At 69.2% G+C, this 13,624-nt stretch carries 14 protein-coding genes and 1 pseudogene; 9 read left to right on the plus strand and 6 right to left on the minus strand.

Annotation, left to right across the window (positions count from 1 at the left end; genetic code table 11):
- The first annotated feature begins 138 nt into the window (after positions 1–138).
- The 6 genes from QIS96_RS34170 (at position 139) to QIS96_RS34195 (ending at position 4,867) form a co-directional block, all read left to right on the plus strand.
- Positions 139–609 carry a hypothetical protein gene (locus QIS96_RS34170; RefSeq protein WP_282546729.1) on the plus strand — a complete coding sequence of 157 codons (471 nt, stop codon included), beginning with the start codon at positions 139–141 and terminating at the stop codon, positions 607–609.
- Positions 606–803, plus strand: coding sequence for a hypothetical protein (locus QIS96_RS34175; protein WP_282546730.1), 198 nt, complete (start codon positions 606–608; stop codon positions 801–803). The genes QIS96_RS34170 and QIS96_RS34175 overlap by 4 nt, the downstream gene beginning before the upstream one ends.
- Positions 800–2,227, plus strand: a complete 1,428-nt coding sequence (locus QIS96_RS34180) for an ATP-binding protein (RefSeq protein ID WP_282546731.1) — start codon at positions 800–802, stop codon at positions 2,225–2,227. Before QIS96_RS34175 ends, QIS96_RS34180 begins: the two co-directional genes overlap by 4 nt.
- Before the next feature lie 43 nt (positions 2,228–2,270).
- The gene (locus QIS96_RS34185; RefSeq protein WP_282546732.1) at positions 2,271–2,951 is read left to right on the plus strand and encodes a SpdA protein; all 681 of its coding nucleotides are present in this window, start codon (positions 2,271–2,273) and stop codon (positions 2,949–2,951) included.
- A 219-nt stretch (positions 2,952–3,170) separates the two neighbouring features.
- Positions 3,171–4,649, plus strand: a complete 1,479-nt coding sequence (locus QIS96_RS34190; RefSeq protein ID WP_282546733.1) for a replication initiator — start codon at positions 3,171–3,173, stop codon at positions 4,647–4,649.
- On the plus strand, positions 4,646–4,867 hold the full coding sequence (locus tag QIS96_RS34195; protein ID WP_282546734.1) for a hypothetical protein: 222 nt from the start codon (positions 4,646–4,648) through the stop codon (positions 4,865–4,867). Before QIS96_RS34190 ends, QIS96_RS34195 begins: the two co-directional genes overlap by 4 nt.
- On the opposite strand, the gene QIS96_RS34200 is transcribed toward QIS96_RS34195, so the two are convergent.
- Positions 4,860–6,461, minus strand: coding sequence for a recombinase family protein (locus QIS96_RS34200; protein WP_282546735.1), 1,602 nt, complete (start codon positions 6,459–6,461; stop codon positions 4,860–4,862). The two genes, QIS96_RS34195 and QIS96_RS34200, sit on opposite strands and share 8 nt — an antisense overlap.
- A 66-nt stretch (positions 6,462–6,527) precedes the next feature.
- Here QIS96_RS34200 and QIS96_RS34205 point away from each other — a divergent pair.
- A pseudogene (locus QIS96_RS34205) lies at positions 6,528–6,917 on the plus strand (RtcB family protein); the annotation flags it as partial.
- 46 nt (positions 6,918–6,963) lie between these two features.
- Here QIS96_RS34205 and QIS96_RS34210 read toward each other — a convergent pair.
- The 3 genes from QIS96_RS34210 to QIS96_RS34220 form a co-directional block, all read right to left on the minus strand.
- A complete protein-coding gene (locus QIS96_RS34210; RefSeq protein ID WP_282546736.1) occupies positions 6,964–7,185 on the minus strand; it encodes a hypothetical protein in 222 nt (73 codons plus the stop codon).
- Positions 7,182–7,943: an SDR family NAD(P)-dependent oxidoreductase gene (locus QIS96_RS34215; RefSeq protein WP_282546737.1), complete on the minus strand. Its 762-nt coding sequence runs from the start codon at positions 7,941–7,943 to the stop codon at positions 7,182–7,184. The genes QIS96_RS34210 and QIS96_RS34215 overlap by 4 nt, the downstream gene beginning before the upstream one ends.
- Positions 7,944–8,312: 369 nt before the next feature.
- Positions 8,313–9,845, minus strand: coding sequence for an FAD-dependent oxidoreductase (locus QIS96_RS34220; RefSeq protein ID WP_282546738.1), 1,533 nt, complete (start codon positions 9,843–9,845; stop codon positions 8,313–8,315).
- Positions 9,846–10,014: 169 nt separating this feature from the next.
- On the opposite strand from QIS96_RS34220, the gene QIS96_RS34225 reads away from it, so the two are divergent.
- The gene (locus tag QIS96_RS34225; RefSeq protein WP_282546739.1) at positions 10,015–10,683 is read left to right on the plus strand and encodes a TetR/AcrR family transcriptional regulator; all 669 of its coding nucleotides are present in this window, start codon (positions 10,015–10,017) and stop codon (positions 10,681–10,683) included.
- A gap of 49 nt (positions 10,684–10,732) precedes the next feature.
- Here QIS96_RS34225 and QIS96_RS34230 read toward each other — a convergent pair whose 3' ends face one another.
- Entirely contained in the window at positions 10,733–11,569 is an 837-nt protein-coding gene (locus QIS96_RS34230; RefSeq protein ID WP_282546740.1) for a helix-turn-helix domain-containing protein, read from the minus strand.
- 88 nt (positions 11,570–11,657) lie between these two features.
- Between QIS96_RS34230 and QIS96_RS34235 the strand changes: the two genes are divergently transcribed.
- On the plus strand, positions 11,658–12,230 hold the full coding sequence (locus tag QIS96_RS34235) for a TIGR03086 family metal-binding protein (RefSeq protein WP_282546741.1): 573 nt from the start codon (positions 11,658–11,660) through the stop codon (positions 12,228–12,230).
- A 37-nt stretch (positions 12,231–12,267) separates the two neighbouring features.
- Here the strand turns inward: QIS96_RS34235 and QIS96_RS34240 are convergent, their stop codons facing one another.
- Positions 12,268–13,371 carry a magnesium and cobalt transport protein CorA gene (locus tag QIS96_RS34240; RefSeq protein ID WP_282546743.1) on the minus strand — a complete coding sequence of 368 codons (1,104 nt, stop codon included), beginning with the start codon at positions 13,369–13,371 and terminating at the stop codon, positions 12,268–12,270.
- Positions 13,372–13,624: the final 253 nt, after the last annotated feature.

Consider the following 13,624-nt stretch of genomic DNA (forward strand, 5'->3'; position numbering starts at 1 on the left):
CGCCTAGCCGACCTAGCACAGCCATTCCCTGAATCCACACAGCTAAGCGACAGAGCCCACTTGACACTGCTAGCAGTGCTGGGTATTACTTGATCTCGCTCCGGTCGAACAAGCGGCCGGTGAACGAAGGAGTTACTCATGCCCATGCCTCGTATCCCCTACCGCCTCTCCTCGCTGGCGATGGCCGTGGTCGGCACAGCGCCCTCTCCGCGCATGGCGGACCGCGAGAACGGCGTGATCGCCACCGACTGGGAGACGGGTGCCGAGTTCTGGCAGCTCACGGTGATGATCATTGATGAGGGCCGAGCGGAGTCCATGCAGATCCAGGTCCCCAACACGGGCCTGCCGCAGGGAATGACGGTCGGTTCCACGGTGCGGCTGACGAACCTTGTGGCCTCCCCGTGGGCGCGGGCGAGCCTGGACAACCGGGGCCAGGCCCGGCTGTCGGAGGGCTGCAACTACCGGGCGGACAGGCTGGACCTGCTTGCCGCTGCTCCGATCCAGGCCGGTGCCCCGGCTGCTGCGGCATCCGCCCCGGACACCTCTGCTGAGGCGGCCCCGACTGCGAACGCCGACACCACGTCGACCTCGAAGAAGGCGGCGTGGTGACGGCCGACATGAAGGTGTATCCCCTCGTGCAGGGTTGCGGGTCCCGCTTCACGGTCGGGCTGCTGCACGACGTGCGCACGGTCCTTGAGGACCACGGCTACCCGGAGATCTCCAACGGCCTGGACCTTCTCGATCTCCAGATGGCTCTGTACGGATTCCTGTATGGCAACGGTGAAAGGAGGGCGGGGGAGTGAACCCCATCGACCTCATGGACACCTACGGCCCCGTGGTCGTGGGGCTGGGCCTCGCGTTCTTCGCCGTGTGGGGCCTGGTGCTGGCCGTGCGCTACGTGCGGGCCGATACGGACCTGCGGGCGAGCATGCGTCAGGCCGTACGGGTGCGGCGGACCTGGCCGCGTCTGGCGGAGATGGCGGGCCTGTGCGTCGTCGACCGGAAGCCCACGCTTTCCGCGCAGATAGCTAGGGAGTTCAGCACCGAGCAGACACGTCCGATCGAGCCGCGCACGCTGACGCCAACGATCAAGGTCAGGCCGGACCGGTTCGGTGTGGTCGTCACAGCGAAGTGCCTGCCGAAGGTCTCGTTGAAGGAGTTCCAGAAGGCAGCCGAGTACCTGGCCGATGCGTGGGGCTGTGTGCGGATCTCCGTCACCCCCGCCAAGAAGCCCGGTCAGGTCGTCATCCGTGGTGTGCGGCATGACCCGCTCGCGGAAATGACCACGCATGTGCCCACAGGGGAGCCGCCGGCCAACATCACCCGCATGATCCTGGGCCTGGACGAGTACGGCGTTACCGCCTTCCTGGCGCTGAAAGAGGTGTCGGGCGTGGTCGGTGCCGGTCGGCCCGGCACGGGCAAGTCCTCAGTGATCAACAAAGCAATCGCGGACTTCAGCCCCTCACCGCTGGTGCAGTTCGCTGTCGTGGACGGCAAGGCCGAAGCCGTCGGCGAAGGCGACTACGCCGAAGTCGCCGACCGCCTGTTCCGCTACGTCGGCGATGACGTGACAGCAGCGAACCGCTTCTTCAGGGAGATGGTCGAGCTGCGCCGTGCCCGCGTGAAGGCCGCGCGGGGCGTCTTCGGTACGCAGGACATGTGGCACAAGGGCCCCACCGCGGAATGGCCGATCGTGGTCCTGATCATTGATGAGGCGCACACGTTCTTCCGCGACTACAAGGGCAGCGACCGGGAGACCAAGCGTCTGGCCGCGCTCACAGCGGAGAACGCTCGGCTGGTTGAGGACCTGGTCAAGAAGGGGCGCTCCGCAGGAATCATCACGTTCGTGATCACGCAGAAGGCGACGGGGGACGCGATCCCGACGTTCATCCGCGACAACTGCGCGGTCGGCTTCTCCTTCGCCCAGCGCACCACCGAAGCCTCCGTTGCGGCCCTCGGTGACAACATCCGCGAGTACCCCGACATGGACCCGGTCGAGCTTCAGGACCCCATGTTCACCGGCGTCCTGGTGATGAAGGCCCCGAACTCCAAGGGCTTCATCCGCGTACGTACGCCCTACGTGTCGGCTGAGCACGCGGCCCAGGTAGCTGCCGAGACGGCGCACCTGATGCGCGACCCGTTCCAACTCCTCGCGGCTCTCACCGGAAGGCGCATCACCGTCCGCCTCGACAAGCCCGAGCCTGGCACGGATGGCCTCGCAGCCTGAACTCCCCTCAACCATCGATGACTTGGAATGGAGGTGATTCCCCATGGGTGAAGAACGGGTGACGCAGCGGACCGTAACGGTCGTGATGGCGACGATTGCCGCCCTGGCCTTCGTGTTCTCCTTCGGCAACGTCTGGTCCCTGGCGCTCCGCCTCGGCGTCCCCCGCCCCATCGCACCCTTGATCGCCCCCATGGTCGACCTGTCCGTCCTCGGGCTCCTTGTCGGCCTGCGGCACCTGTCCCTTAAAGGGGTGGACCCCGCAGAGCTCAAGGGCGCGGTGCGGCTGATGCACCTGTCCGGGCTGCTCACCCTCGCCCTCAACATTGCCGAACCCATCGCCGCCGAACACTATGGCCGCGCCGCCCTCGACGCCGTGGCGCCGCTCCTGCTGCTCGGCTGGGGTGCCGTCGGGCCGCAGATGCTCCGCCACTTCCACACCCTCACCGCCCCCGAGCCTCGCTCCGTCACAGTGGAAATCCCGGGTACTGAACCGGTCCCCGAGACGGTCCCGGCTCCTGACTCAACCCCGACGAGACAGCCTGCCGAGTCTGCGGCCCCGGCTCCGTCGTCGGCCCCGTCTGTCCCGGCTTCGCTCCTGGAAGCGGCCCGCACCATCGCCGCCCAGCACCACACCGCGACCGGACAGACCATCACCCCCGCGCAGCTCAAGACTCGCCTGGGCGTCCCCATGCCCCTCGCGTCCGCCGCGCACGCCCAGCTCTGAACCTGGGCTCTTTCCTCCGCCGGCCTCCCGGCGCGATTCCTGACCATAGCCCTGCCTGGGCTCGGTCACCCATGACCCGAACCGCACCCTCAACTCACCCTTGCCCGGGTGCGGTTCGGGGCCCCACCCCCTGTCCTCCTGTGTCACGAGAGGACCACCGCCTTGCCCGCCCCCTCCACCGTGGCGACCCCAGCCCGCTCCAGTGCCCCGGACAAGCGCGTGGACCTGTCCCACGTGGCTAGCCCCGCCCTGCGCGAGCTGCTCACTCACCTCAACGACGGCACCTTCGATGCCGTACGCCACGGGGTCGAGCAAGCCCGTGGCTGCACCGCACCGATCCAGCTCGCCGGATGGACCGAAACCGTCCACGCCGTTACTGGCCGGGCCTTGCGCTCCTTCAACACGGCCGACACTCCCACCGGCCGCATCCTCATCGCTTGCAACAACCGCCGCGCCTCACGCTGCCCCTCCTGCGCGCGTCTGTACGCAGGTGACACCTACCAGCTCATCCGTGCCGGAGTCGTCGGCGGTAAGAACACCCCCGAGCAAGTCCGCACCCACCCAAGGGTGTTCGCCACCTTGACTGCCCCTAGCTTCGGGACCGTCCATGGTCGCGTCTGGCGTAACCGCCCTGGCTGCGTCTGCGGCACCCACCACGCCGACGATGACCCCGTACTCGGCACTCCCCTTCACCCGAGTCGCTACGACTACACCGGGTCCGTCCTCTTCAACGCTCACGCCGGACAGCTCTGGGGACGCTTCACCACGTACCTGCGCCGCTACCTTGCCCGCCTCCTGCACATGACGCAGAAGGATCTGGCCGCAGAGCTGCGCGTCTCCTTCGCCAAGGTCGCCGAGTATCAAAAGCGCGGCGTAGTCCACTACCACGCGATCATCCGCCTCGACGGTCCCGACGGCGGCACCACGCCCCCGCCCGACTACGCCACCGCCGCCCTGCTGGCCAAAGCCGTCAAGCTCGCTGCGCGCCACGTCACCCTCACCGTGCACGCCACTCAGCTCGGCGAGCGGACCTTCAAGTGGGGGCGGCAGATCGACGTACGCCAGATCGCCGCAGACGACGGCAAAGGCCGGCTGACCGCCGAAGCTGTCGCCGGATACATCGCCAAGTACGCCACCAAGGGTGCCGAAGACTCCGGCATGGTCGACCGCCCCGTCCGCTGCGGAACCTGCAAGGGAACTGGCACCACAACCACCCCGCACGATGACGTCACCGACCCGTGCGACGCATGCACGGGGACTGGCCGTGAAGCCCTCACGGACTTGCCCGTCGACACCCACGTCCGGCAGATGATCCGCACGTGCTGGGACCTCGGTGCTGTGCCCGAACTCGACGGGCTCAACCTGCGCAAGTGGGCTCACATGCTCGGCTTTCGCGGCCACTTCTCCACCAAGTCCCGCCGCTACTCCACCACCCTCGGCGCACTCCGCGAAGAACGCCGAGCCTGGCGACAGGCCCAGCGCGAGCCCCTGGAACTCGAAGACTGCGAACAGCCTGCCGATGCCGCAGACGGCCAGGCTGAAGAGCCCACAACCCTTGTCGTCTCCGACTGGACGTTCCTCGGTATCGGCTACACCCCCGGAGAACAACTCCTCGCCGCCCAGGTCCGCCATGAACGCCAACAAGCCCACGAACAGAAACAACGCACCAAGACAGAAGGGGAGCTGTGGCAGTCATGACCACGGTCGCAGAGCCCCTGAATCTCTCGTCCGTTGAGCCGCCTCCGATCTCCGTGTGCAGGGCAAGGCAAGACGCCTCGGCCGAAACCGAGGCGTCACAGGCTGAGCTGACGGATGCCGAACAGGCTTGGATAGCAAAGTGGTTGGAGCGGTCGCCCGAGTGGAGCGCCGAGAAATGGAACGCGATGGGCCAAGTCCTCGGCGTCGAGTTCAGCTAGCCGACTCTTCCTTCCACACGGGAATGATCGTGTCCGGGTCGAACTTGTGGGACCCCTTCACGCCCGGAAGGACGATGACCGCCTCCAGGGCGTCGAAGATGATCCGCCGCTTCTGCTGTAGGTCCAACCTGTCGTCCTGCCACTGTGCACGCACGTCGGTGACCTTGTGCTTCCGAGTCTCCTGACGTGCGGCCCACGCCTTCCGCTCGACGCCGAGACGCTTGATCTCCAGCTCCACCTTCTTCAGGAGTGAGAAGAACGTGGAGTCGCTGATCTCCTCGGCGTGCCACTGGTCCGCCAGTGCCGTCTTTCGCCGCTGTGCAGCCTCCATCTTGGCCTCGTCGGCCCAGACCTCCTCGACCGGCTCACGCTCAGCGTTGCGCTTCTCCAGTTTGGCGAGCACAAGTTCAGAGATCAGCTTGTCGATAGCCGGGCCCTGGCGGCTCAGCTTGTCGCAGCCCCCGTCAAGGACAGACCTGCACCGATACTTGTGGGTCTTCCGGGCGGGGGCGCCGTGCATTTTCGCGTGGCAGGTCTGGCCGTCCTCCAGCTTCTTGCCGCACCGCAGAAGACCGGTCAACAGGTACTTGCGCGGGGTCCGCTTGCCGTCTCCGGACCCGTCCCAACCGCCAGCGCTGCGGTTCTTCTCCAGCAGCGCCGTGACGGCGTACCACTCCTTGGGCGTGCAGATCGGCTCCCACTTGCCGACGACCGGATTGCCCTCGGAGTCGGAGACCAGCTCACCCTTGAGCTTTCGGAAGCCGCAGATCCGAGGGTTTCGCAGGATCTGCTTCACCGTCTGGAGCTGCCAGCTGTTGCCCATCGTGGATGTCAGCCCGGAAGCCACGAAGTTCCGTGTCACAGTCGTGATGCTCTTGCCCGCGAGGAGATCGGTCACGCCCTGGCGGACGACCTTGGACTCCTCGGGGTGCAAGGTCAGCTTGTCGGCGTTCCAACCGAAGGGCCGACGGCCCGCGACCGGCTCTCCCCGCTCCGCTCGGGCAAGGTGGTTCAACCGTGCTCGCCGCTTCTTCTTCTTGGTCTCCGAACGGGACGCGGCCACTCCGAGCAATCCGCGGTACTCGGCACCGTCCCCGTAGAGGTCGTGGCCGCCGGTGTCGTCGGCGTAGATGCGATCCGGATGGGCCGTGAACGAGTCCACAAAGCGCTCGTACGCGTGCGCGCCTCGATAGAGACGGTCGTCGGCAACGCACACCACGCCGTCGACCGGGTATCCGTGATCGGTCGTCCCACGCTCAAGGGCGTCGATCATGCTGTCGAAGTCGTCCCGGGTGACGCTGGCCTTCGACGCCGACTTGTCGTTGTCGATGTAGTGCTGCACAACAACAGAGCGGGTCCGCTCCGCGATACGCGCACAGTGCCGTGTCTGGTCCTCGACTCCGTGGCCGTCCCGCTTATGCGCGTCGTCGGAGATCCGGCAGTAGGCCACAACGAGGTGCCAGCCCTCTGCACGGAGGGCTTTGGCCTCTTCTAGGCTCGGCGTCCCGGCCGGCACCCCGCGTAGGCGGTTGACCAGCCGTTCTACCTCGGCGGCCGTCATCTTCTTCCTCGGCTGCTCCTCGGCAAGTGTCAACGTTCGTCCCCTCCTAGCCCATGAAGCCGCTATGCGAGCGTCATATGAGATTGGCGGTTCTTCTGACACCACAACTACGTGGCGGAGGAGCGGTACGAGGGGATGGACCTGCTCGTCACGCGTAAGGGCGCGATCCGGGCGGGCAGCGGCGACTACGGCATCATCCCCGGTTCGATGGGCACCGGTTCGTACATCGTGCGCGGCCTGGGTAACCCGGCGTCCTTCAACTCGGCCTCGCACGGCGCCGGCCGCCGGATGAGCCGCAACGCCGCCAAGCGGCGCTTCTCCGCGAAGGACCTGGAGGAGCAGACGCGGGGTGTGGAGTGCCGTAAGGACTCCGGTGTGGTGGACGAGATCCCGGGCGCCTACAAGCCGATCGAGCAGGTCATCGATCAGCAGCAGGACCTGGTCCAGGTGGTCGCGAAGCTCAAGCAGGTGGTGTGTGTGAAGGGCTGACTCCGGTCGGCGGGCCCCGGTGCGGCATGCGCGCACCGGGGTCGCTTCACTTCGCGTGCGTGACCGCGTAGATCATCACGAACGCGACCAGGTGGATGCCGAACAGGAAGTACGCGAGGTACCACCACACCATCCGCTCGTTCTTCTTCTCCTGGACGAGCCGCTGCTGTTCGGCCGACTTGGCTTCCGGCGTGGTTTCCTGCGTGCTTTCCTGCGCGGGTGCCGACGCAGGTTCCGGTGTCGGGTCGGTGTCCGGGGTGGTGTTCACCGCAGCTCCCTGTGGACCTTGGTGTTGGAGGCCTGCGCGCGGGGGCGGACGACGAGCAGGTCGATGTTGACGTGCGGCGGGCGGGTCACCGCCCAGGTGACCGTCTCGGCGACGTCCTCCGCGGTCAGAGGTTCGGCGACGCCTTCGTACACCTTCGCCGCCTTCTCCGTGTCGCCGCGGAAGCGGGTCGTGGCGAACTCTTCCGTCTTGACCATCCCGGGCGCGATCTCGATGACGCGCACCGGCCGGCCGACGATCTCCAGCCGCAGCGTCTCGGCGAGCACCCGGGCACCGTTCTTCGCAGCCACATAGCCGGCCCCGCCCTCGTACGTCGCGTGGCCCGCGGTGGAGGAGAGGACGACGACCGTGCCGTCCCCGCTCGCGGTCAGCGCGGGCAGCAGCGCCTGCGTCAGGTTGAGTACGCCGATCACGTTGACCTCGTACATCTGGCGCCAGTCGGCCGGGTCGCTGGTGGCCACCGGGTCGGCGCCGAGCGCTCCGCCCGCGTTGTTCACGAGGACGGCGATCTCCCGGAAGGCCGTCGCGAAGGAGTCGACCGCCTCGCGATCCGTCACGTCCAGGCCGTACGCCATGGCCTGGTGGCCCGCCGCGTTGATCTCGGCGGCCACCGCCTCGAGGCGGTCCTTGCGGCGGGCCGTGAGCACCACGCGGTAACCGGCGGCGGCCAGCTGGCGCGCGGTGGCGGCACCGATACCGCTGCTCGCTCCGGTGACGACGGCGATCGGGGCGGAGGCCATGTGCGGTGCTCCTCGTGCGTACGTACGACAGGACGGGTCCAAGCCAGGATAGGCGGGCGGAGGGTGATGACGGTCCCGGAGGGCGATGCCGGGCCCGGAGGGCAGACCGGCTCCTGAGTCCGGCCGGCTGGGTTCAGGAGCGCGACCGGCCGCCGGCCTTTGGGGTCGGCCGGCTAGCCGGTGAGCTCCCGGCGCTGCCTCCCGGCTCGGGGGGCTCGGAGTGGCCCAGGCTCCGAGGTGTCCCCGGGTTTGCTTCGGGGCGTAACCCGAGCCTTCGGGCCGGGCCTTGAGCCTTCGGGCCGGGCCCCGGCCCTTCGCGCTGGCCCCGGGCCTTCGCGCTGGCCCCCGGGCCTTCCGGGGGCCGTCCCCTTACGCTTCCGTCCGCTCCCGCACCGCGGCGAGTATCTGCTCGGGGTGGGCGTTCTCGGCGGCCCAGGCGATGTATCCGTCGGGGCGGACCAGGAGTGCCGTGCGGCGGGGGCCGGACCAGTGGGTGAGCGTGGCCCGCAGCTCGTGGCCTTTCCCGTCCTTCGCCTCGATCTGCACGTCGGCCGGAGTGACGAGGACGAACTCGCCGGCGCGCAGGGCTTCGTGGAGCCGCGTGCCCGCCGGGCTCTCGGCCAGCGCCAGGTCCGGGGCACGGTGGCCGACGAGTGGGTGGGTGCCGCGGGGTGCGGCGTATGCGTACCCGATGCCGGTGATCTGGCCTAGTGCCTTCTCGCGCGCCGGCCGCACATGCTTGAGCACGGCCGTGAGCAGCGAACGCAGCGCGTACTGCGGGCGGTTGTGCGCCATGGCCAGGCGGACGATGGCGCCGCTGCTGCGCAGGACGGTCCGGCCCACCGGGTGTCGTTCGCTCTGGTAGGTGTCGAGCAGGGCCTCGGGGGCGCGGCCGCGCAGAATGGCGGCGAGCTTCCACGACAGGTTGGCGGCGTCCTGCAGTCCGGTGTTCATGCCCTGCCCGCCGGCCGGGCTGTGGGTGTGCGCGGCGTCCCCGGCGAGGAAGACCCTGCCCGTGCGGTACGACCGGACCTGGCGCTCGTCGCTGTGGAAGCGGGAGATCCAACGGGCGTCGTGCATCCCGAGATCGGAGCCGAAGGCGCGGCGGGCGATGTCCTTCAGCTCGTCGAGGGACGTGGGGGCGGAGTCCGGGATGTCGGCCCGCTCACGGTTCCAGCCGCCCACCCTCCAATACCCGTCGCCGAAGGGGATGACGAAGGCGAACGCGTCCTTCGAGCCGCTGACGGCGACCGTGCGCTCCGGGTCCTCGGGGAGTTCGACGTCGGCCAGGACGATCGAGCTGATGACGGGGCGGCCGGGGAAGGACTGGCCGATCGCCTCGCGAACGGTGCTGCGCACGCCGTCGGCGCCCACGAGGTAGGCCGCGCGGAGCGAGGCGGTGATCCCGTCCTCGTGGCGCACCTCGACCTCGACCCCGGTGGCGTCCTGGCGCAGTCCGGTCACCTCCGTGCCGTGGCGGAAGGTGACGCCGTGCTCCGTGGCGCGGCGGCGGAGCAGCTTCTCCACCTCGTACTGCGGGGTGGAGAGGAGGAACGGGAAGCGCGAGCGCAGCGCCGAGACGTCGAGCGTGAGGTCGCCGAAGAGCCGGATCGTCTCGATCCGCTGTCCCTGCGCGACGAGTTCGTCCGCGAGGCCCCTGGCGTCCAGCTGCTCCAGCGTGCGGGCGTGCACGCCGAAGGCGCGGGTGAGGTTGCTGATGGCCGCCGGCCGCTTCTCCAGGACGGTGACGGGGATGCCTGCGGCGGCCAGGTCCCCGGCGAGCAGCAGGCCGGTGGGGCCCGCGCCGACGACGAGCACGGAGGCTTCGGTGCCGGGGTCCGTGTGCGGGTTCGCGTGGGTGCTCGTGACGGTGTGTGCGCCGGTGCTCGTGCTGCCGTTCATTGCGGCCTCCTCGATGCCCATGCCTGTCTGCCTGGTCTGCCGGCGCTTACCGCGGGCTGTCGCATGAAAGGTCAACAGCCGTTGGTCAACGCTTGTTGGCGAATCTAGGGCCGTCGCCACCGGAAGTCAACACTTGTGGGCCAACGGGTGTTGGCATAGTCTTGGCGGCATGTCCGACACCGCGCAGTCCTCCCGACCGGGCGAGCGTGCAGGGGTGGAGGCGGGCGCGCCCGCCGAGAAGCCCGCGCGCCGCTCCGACGCCACCCGTGCCGCGATCCTCGCCGCCGCCCGCGAACGCTTCGCCGCCAGTGGGTACGAGCGGGCGACGATCCGTGCCATAGCGCAGGACGCGGGCATCGACCCGTCGATGGTGATGCGCTATTACGGGAACAAGGAGGGGCTCTTCGCCGCCGCTGCCGAGATCGACCTCCGTATGCCCGACGTGAGCTGGCCGGACGAGAGAGAGTCGGCGCTCCCCGTGGGTTCCGGGCACGGGGCGGGCGGACAGGCCGGACTCGCCCTCGTCGAGCACTTCCTGGATCTGTGGGAGAACAGTGAGATCCTCACGGCGCTGCTCCGGGTCGGCGTGACCAACGCGTCCGGTGCCGAGCGCATGCGGGAGATCTTCGAGCAGCAGCTGATCCCGGTCGCCGTGAAGCACTCTCCGGACCCGCAGTCCGCGCCGCGCCGTGCCGCGCTCGTCGCCTCGCAGATCCTCGGGATGGCCCTCGCCCGGTATGTGCTGCGCTTCCCGCCCGCAGTCGAGATGAGCAGACAGGAAGTGATCGACTGGCTGGGGCCCACCGTGCACCGGTATCTGACGTCGCCGGACGCGTAGGCCGCTCGGTCGACTCCCTTGCTGCCGCCCCTTGTTACCGGCCCGTGGCTCAGGCTCCCGTTGCGTAGGCGGTCGGCGGTACCCCGACCGTCGCGGTGAAGTCCCGTACGAGATGGGCCTGGTCGGCATAGCCGAGGTCGGCTGCGACGGCCGCCCAGTCGACGGCGGCGCCCGTCTCCGCGAAGTTCAGGGCGTCGTGGATGCGGTAGCGGAGGATGACCCACTTGGGGCCGACGCCGACGTACGCGGAGAACAGCCGCTGCAGGCTGCGCGTCGACAGGCCCTCCGTGCGCGCGAGTTGATCGACGCGACGCATGGAGCGGTCGGTGCGGACGCGGTCGACCAGGGCCATGGCGAGATCGGCCTGCGGATCGGGCTCGGGCCCGAGGGACAGCAGGAAAGCGTCGAGCGCGGCAACGCGGGTGTCCTCGTCGTCCGGAGTGAGCACGGCCCGCGCCGCACCGTCGGCGGCCCCGGCCGGGAACGCCTCGGACAGCGCGGACTGCCGCCCCGTCCAGTCGCTCACCGGCCGTGCCGGGGCGAATGGCCGGAAGCCGCCGGGGCGGAACTGCACGCCGCAGACCCGGCCCAGGCCTTCGAGTTTCTTGGTGAACAGCTCGAGGCCGATGCCCGCGACCTCGCCGAAGCCCTCGGCGGGCTGTGTTCCGGAGCTGCCGGCGGCTTCGGAGCGCTGGAAGACGACGTTCACGGAAGGGTGGGGAACGACATGTGATGCGTACGGCTCGGGCAGGTCCCAGTCGATCAGCCAGTAGTGCTCGAGATACGGCCGCAGCGCCTCGGCGGGCTCGCGGCGGCGGAACCGCACGCGGGAGAAGAGCTCGGCGGCATCGACGATGCCCTTGGTGTCACGGCGTGGAGCTGCCATGAACGGAGTCTAGGACGGGGGTGAGGTCAGGGTTCGGCTGTCGCGTTTGTTCAAGGCGTACGCACCGCTCGCGTTCTACGGTCGGCGCATGACGAAGAGCATCAGCGAACTCCTGGACACGGCAGGCGCGCAGGCCACCGCCGTCGTCCGAGGCATCGAGGACGGACAGCTCGGACAGCGCACACCGTGTTCCGAGTACGACGTACGCGCCCTGGTGAACCACCTCACGCAGGTGGTCGTGCAGTTCCAGGCGCTCGCGGCGAAGCAGAACTCGGAGTTCGGGGAGACGCCTGACGCGGTCGGCCGGGGCGACGACTGGCGGGAGCGGTTCGCCGAAGAGGTCCGACGGCTCGTCGCGGCCTGGGGCGAGCCCGGAGCGGAGGAGGGGACGACGGGGGCGATGAACTTCCCGGCCCGCACCGTCGGCCACATGGTGCTCGGCGATCTCGCCGTCCACGCCTGGGACTTGGCCCGCGCCACGGGTCAGGAGCACGCGATCGAACCGGTGGTGCTCGCCGAGGTCGCGACCGCCTACGAGGGGCTCGCCGGACCCGCGCGGCAGGCAGGAGTGCTCGGCGACCCCGTGCCCGTACCGGCGGATGCGCCCGAGCAGGACCGCCTCCTCGGCGCCCTGGGCCGCGACCCGCACTGGCGGCCCTGAGGGGACCGGGGCGCTCGGGGCCGGGCGTCGATCCCGTCTACAGCCAGCCCTTGCGGCGGAGGGTTCGGTGGAGGAGGAGGCAGGCGAGGACGGTGATGACTGCGACGACCGGGTAGCCGTAGGGGGACTTGAGCTCGGGCATGTGCTCGAAGTTCATGCCGTAGACACCGCAGACCATGGTCGGCACGGCGATGATCGCCGCCCAGGACGTGATCTTGCGCATGTCCTCGTTCTGCTCGACCGTGACCTGGGCCAGGTGGGCCTGGAGGATCGAGTCGAGCAGGGCGTCGAAGGACGCTATGTGCTCGCTCGTTCCGGCCAGGTGATCGCAGACGTCGCGGAAGTACGGCTGGATGTCGGGATCGATCAACGGGTTGGCGCGCGTGGCCAGGATCTCGAGGGGGCGGCTGAGCGGGGAGACGGCCCGCTTCAGCTCCAGGAGTTCCCGCTTCAGCTGGTAGATCCGTCCCGCGTCGGCGCGGCCGCCGGAGCGGTCGGGCTGGGCGGCGAAGACCTGGGACTCGACGTCGTCGATGTCCTCCTGCACGGCGTCGGCGACGGTCAGGTACTCGTCGACGACGTGGTCGGCGATCGCGTGCAGCACGGCCGACGGGCCCTTGGCCAGCTGTTCCGGGTCGGCCTCCAGGGCTTCGCGGACCGGGCCGAGCGAGCCGTGCCGGCCGTGGCGCACGGTGATGACGAAGTCCTGGCCGGTGAAGACCATGATCTCGCCGGTGTCGACGACCTCGCTGTTCGCGGTCAGCTCGTCGTGGTCCACGTAGCAGACGGACTTGAAGACGGCGAACAGCATGTCGTCGTACGACTCCACCTTGGGGCGCTGGTGGGCGTGCACGGCGTCCTCGACGGCCAGCGGGTGGAGGCCGAACGGCTCGGCGAGTTCGGCGAGCTCGTCGGGGGTCGGCTCGTGCAGCCCGATCCAGACGAAGCCCTCGCCCTCCTTGCGTACGCGGGCCAGGGCCTGGGCGGCCGAGACGGCAGCGGGGCCGTCGGTGCGCCGCTTGCCGTCCTGGTAGACGACGCAGTTCACGACGGCACTGCCGAGCGGGGAGCGCGCGGGGTGGCTGAGGTCCACGGTGCGGCGCGTGGCACGGCCGACCATGCGGCGCAGCTTGCGGATCATGGGCACGTCCGGTCTCCCTCCGGGTCGACGTGTCAGTGTGCCATCGGAGGCAGGCGGCGTTACAGAGCCGGCGGGCCGGAGCCACGTACCCCGACGAACCGAACCGCGCCGAACCCAGCCGCGCCGAACCGAGTCGAACCGCGCCGCGCCGAGCCGAGCGGAACCCGACCGAGCCGCGCCGAGCCCAGCGGAACCCGGCCGAGTCGAACCGGATCGTCTCGCCCAGAACGGGCAGCGGGCCCGTATCCGCCTT

This window comes from Streptomyces cavernicola, assembly GCF_029968035.1.
Classification (GTDB): Bacteria; Actinomycetota; Actinomycetes; order Streptomycetales; family Streptomycetaceae; genus Streptomyces; species Streptomyces cavernicola.

Coding starts and splice junctions, on each gene's coding strand:
- QIS96_RS34235 (WP_282546741.1), top strand. CDS start 11,658: ATGACGAAGAGCATCAGCGAACTCCTGGACACGGCAGGCGCGCAGGCC.
- QIS96_RS34185 (WP_282546732.1), top strand. CDS start 2,271: ATGGGTGAAGAACGGGTGACGCAGCGGACCGTAACGGTCGTGATGGCG.
- QIS96_RS34170 (WP_282546729.1), top strand. CDS start 139: ATGCCCATGCCTCGTATCCCCTACCGCCTCTCCTCGCTGGCGATGGCC.
- QIS96_RS34225 (WP_282546739.1), top strand. CDS start 10,015: ATGTCCGACACCGCGCAGTCCTCCCGACCGGGCGAGCGTGCAGGGGTG.
- QIS96_RS34220 (WP_282546738.1), bottom strand. CDS start 9,845: ATGAACGGCAGCACGAGCACCGGCGCACACACCGTCACGAGCACCCAC.
- QIS96_RS34240 (WP_282546743.1), bottom strand. CDS start 13,371: ATGATCCGCAAGCTGCGCCGCATGGTCGGCCGTGCCACGCGCCGCACC.
- QIS96_RS34230 (WP_282546740.1), bottom strand. CDS start 11,569: ATGGCAGCTCCACGCCGTGACACCAAGGGCATCGTCGATGCCGCCGAG.
- QIS96_RS34195 (WP_282546734.1), top strand. CDS start 4,646: ATGACCACGGTCGCAGAGCCCCTGAATCTCTCGTCCGTTGAGCCGCCT.
- QIS96_RS34215 (WP_282546737.1), bottom strand. CDS start 7,943: ATGGCCTCCGCCCCGATCGCCGTCGTCACCGGAGCGAGCAGCGGTATC.